The sequence below is a fragment of the Allobosea sp. 05T422_2 genome (assembly GCF_056396265.1).
In genome coordinates this window covers 1-3,330 of the sequence record NZ_JBFTLD010000421.1, presented here as the reverse complement: position 1 = coordinate 3,330, position 3,330 = coordinate 1, and the positions used below count along the sequence as shown (strand labels likewise).

The 3,330-nt window shown below is 66.2% G+C and carries 4 protein-coding genes; 2 read left to right on the top strand and 2 right to left on the bottom strand.

From position 1 onward, the window contains the following. Positions 1–122 precede the first annotated feature (122 nt). A complete protein-coding gene (dprA, locus tag AC1DJT_RS35410; RefSeq protein ID WP_441507670.1) occupies positions 123–1,352 on the top strand; it encodes a DNA-processing protein DprA in 1,230 nt (409 codons plus the stop codon). Between the two features lie 83 nt (positions 1,353–1,435). Here dprA and AC1DJT_RS35405 read toward each other — a convergent pair whose 3' ends face one another. Next, entirely contained in the window at positions 1,436–1,624 is a 189-nt protein-coding gene (locus AC1DJT_RS35405) for a hypothetical protein (RefSeq protein ID WP_441507624.1), read from the bottom strand. Between the two features lie 218 nt (positions 1,625–1,842). Continuing rightward, complete coding sequence (locus AC1DJT_RS35400) at positions 1,843–2,766, bottom strand: AEC family transporter (RefSeq protein WP_476835930.1); 924 nt, start codon at positions 2,764–2,766, stop codon at positions 1,843–1,845. 271 nt (positions 2,767–3,037) lie between these two features. Between AC1DJT_RS35400 and AC1DJT_RS35395 the strand changes: the two genes are divergently transcribed. Then, on the top strand, positions 3,038–3,330 hold a 293-nt coding region (locus AC1DJT_RS35395), incomplete at its 3' end, for a hypothetical protein (RefSeq protein ID WP_476835929.1).

Sequence of the window (3,330 nt, the reverse complement as noted above, 5' to 3'; positions counted from 1 at the left end):
TGGCCGTGCTGATGGCCGTTCTGACTGTGCTGCTCTGGTTCATGCATCGCGAGAACATTGCCAGGCTGCTGGACCGCAGCGAGGGCAAGATCGGCCAGAAGGGCTGATCAGGGATGGCTGGCATCGCACTCACCGATCGCCAGCGTCTCGACTGGCTCCGGCTCATCCGCAGCGAAAGCATCGGCCCACGCACCTTCCGCGCTCTGATGAATCGGTTTGGCGGTGCCGCGGCTGCGCTCGATGCGCTGCCAGAACTGGCACGGACCTCGGGCCGCAGCATCCGGATTTGCTCCGTTGCCGAGGCCGAACGCGAGATCGAAGCGCTGCGCCGGTGTGGCGGCCGACTGATCGCCCTCGGAGAGCCCGACTATCCGCGGCCGCTGCAGGCGATCGATTCCGCGCCGCCGCTCTTGCTCGTGCTTGGTCGCGGCGAGGTCCTGCTGCGCCCCTGCGTCGCGTTGGTCGGCTCGCGTAACGCCTCGGCGGCCGGCCTCAAATTCACCGCCAGGCTGGCGCAGGATCTCGGCGAGGCCGGTTTCGTCGTGGTGTCGGGGTTGGCGCGCGGCATCGATACCGCTGCCCATGGCGCGAGCCTGGGCACCGGCACGGTCGCCGTACTGGCAGGTGGGCTCGACGAAATCTATCCGCCCCAGAACGCTCAATTGTTCGAGCGACTGATCATGTCGGGAGCGGCGATCAGCGAAATGCCGATGGGGTGGGCCCCGCGCGGACGCGACTTTCCGCAGCGCAACCGCCTAGTTTCCGGGCTTGCGCTCGGCACTGTCGTCGTCGAGGCGGCACGCAAGTCTGGGTCGTTGATCACCGCCCGCTTCGCCAATGAACAGGGGCGCCAGGTCTTTGCCGTACCGGGCTCGCCGCTCGATCCGCGCGCCGAGGGCGGCAATCACCTGATCCGTGAAGGCGCGACGCTATGCGCAGAGGCCGCGCATGTCATCGAGGCGCTCGCACCGTTGCTGGGCCATGGCGGCGCCCTGCCGACAGGCCTCGCACAACCACGCGCGGGCTATGATCCGGAATCAGAATACCTCTGGGACGAACTCGATCTGCCGGAAATCTCCCCGGCGCCGAGGACGGTTCTGCCCCCTGCCATCGCCGGCTCCGATCTCGAACCACCGTCGGAAGCGGTAGGCGAAGCGGAAGGAGAAGGGGGAGGCGATGAGATCCGCGCGCGCGTCCTGGCCCTGCTTGGAGCAGCTCCCGTTTCCCTGGACGACCTGATCCGGGCCAGCGGCCGCTCCGCCCGCGATGTCGGCCGGCTGCTGATCGAGCTGGAACTCGACGGCACGATTCTGCGCCATCCCGGCGGCGCGCTTTCGCGCGTCATGCCCTGAGCGCGTCGGGACGGCCCGCCCGGCCATCAAACCTCGCGGAATCGGCCGTCAGTCGGAGGGCTTCCTTCCGTCGGAGAACGTCTTCAGTCGGATGGCTTGCCGAGCGTTCCGTGGCTCTCGATCTGGATCGTGGCCTCGATCCGGGCCATGTCGAGGAAGTAGACCAGCGTTTCGAGCTTGGCCGCCCGGGCCATCATGCGCAATTCCACACAAATGCTCTCGATGTACTCGGCAACTCCGAGTTGCTGGGTGGCGGAGCTCTCCAGGCTCACGGGAGTGGTCGAGAACGAAGCGGCCTCGAATGGCGTATGGGGAGGATTTCTGGTCTTGCGGCCTGGCCTCGGCCCTCGCGCAGTCATGGCAGCTTGCCCTTGAACGATGCGGCGCTGCGGTCGTGCAGCGACGCGATCTCAATGCGTAGAATGACCTAACGGAATAACGAATTCAATTTCTGCGTGCATCGGCAGGCGGGTCTGACGCGCGTCTGGAATCATCCCAGAAGCAGGACCGCCACCGGCAATGTCACGAGCGCCAGAAGGGTCTGCATCGTGGTGATCTCGGCCATCAACGGGGCGTCGCCACCCATGTCGCGCGCGAGGAAATAGGCCGCGGTAGCCGTCGGCACCGCAGCCGCGACCACCGTGATCGTCAGTGCGGTGCCGGTGACGCCGAACTGCCGCGCCAATATCCAGGCGACGAGCGGCATCACGACGAGCTTGAGCCCGATGGCAAGGCCATGGGCTAGTCGCGGTTGCTTCAAGCGATGGATCTCGAGCCCGGCGCCGACCACGAGCAGCCCGACACCCAGCGCCGCCCGGCCGAGGATATCGACATAGGTCGTGAGGGCCGCGGGCAGCATCCATTGCATCTGGTTGAGCAGAAGTCCGACGGCAGACGACCAGATGAAGGGATTCACTGCGATCGAGCGCGCCGTCTCTGCCGCGCTCATCGGGCGCCCGACGGCAAAGCGCGCCAAGACGAGGACGCAGAGCACGTTCAGCAGCGGGATCATCGAGGCCACCGCGATCGCCATCAACGTTGCCCCCTCACGGCCGTGCAGCCCGGCCGCCAGGGCCAGCGCGACGAAGGTGTTCCAGCGCACCGAGCCCTGCAGGACCGAGGTGAAGGCCGGGCCGTTGATTCCGACACGCGAAAGCAGGGGGCGAACGATCAGGAGGACGGTCGATACGCCGAGAATCGCGGTGACCAGGGTCAGCCCCATCGCCAGCACCGGCAACTGGCTCAGATCCGCGACGGCCAGGGTGTGAATGACGACTGCCGGGAACAGCACCTGATAGGTCAGCCGTTCGACCCCGGCCCAGTGGCTGGGGKAGACGAAACCGCGAGCCTTCAGGGCCCAGCCGGTCGCGAGCACCAGGAAGATCGCCACCAGGCTGTTGATGATCGGATTCATATCGGGACCTGGCTGCGACGGCCTTTGGCGCCGGCAGCGCGAATCCGAGCGCCGGAACAATCTGCCAAAGCTGACGTTGATGGAGGGGAAACTGTCATCGGAGGCGTTTCGTAACCCCTCTCACGACAGCCGGCCCCGAACAAGCGCGCGTCCCGCGCAGTCCGAGTTGCATCCGCCGCAATCCCGCCGTGATTGGTTCAGGCCGCATTCAAGCATGATGCCTGATCATGCGATCCAGGTTCAGGCGCGTGAATCGCAGGAGATATGACCCGTGTCTTCTCTCAGGAAATCCGCCATCGTGGCTTTGGCCACCGTCTCGGTCTCGGCCGCTGGATTCGTCCTGCCGGCGGCGGCCAGCGAGCCCCGCGCCGGCGTTGACGCAAGCCGCCTCGACAAGGCCGGCGCCGGATACAGCTACTATCGTGGACGGGGCTGGGGCTGTTGCAACCGTAACGTTGCCATCGCAGGCGCCGTTGGTGTTGGTCTTCTCGGCGCGGCTGCCATCGCAGCCAACCGGCCGGCCTATTCCGGGASCTACTACTACGATGATGGCTACGCCTACGG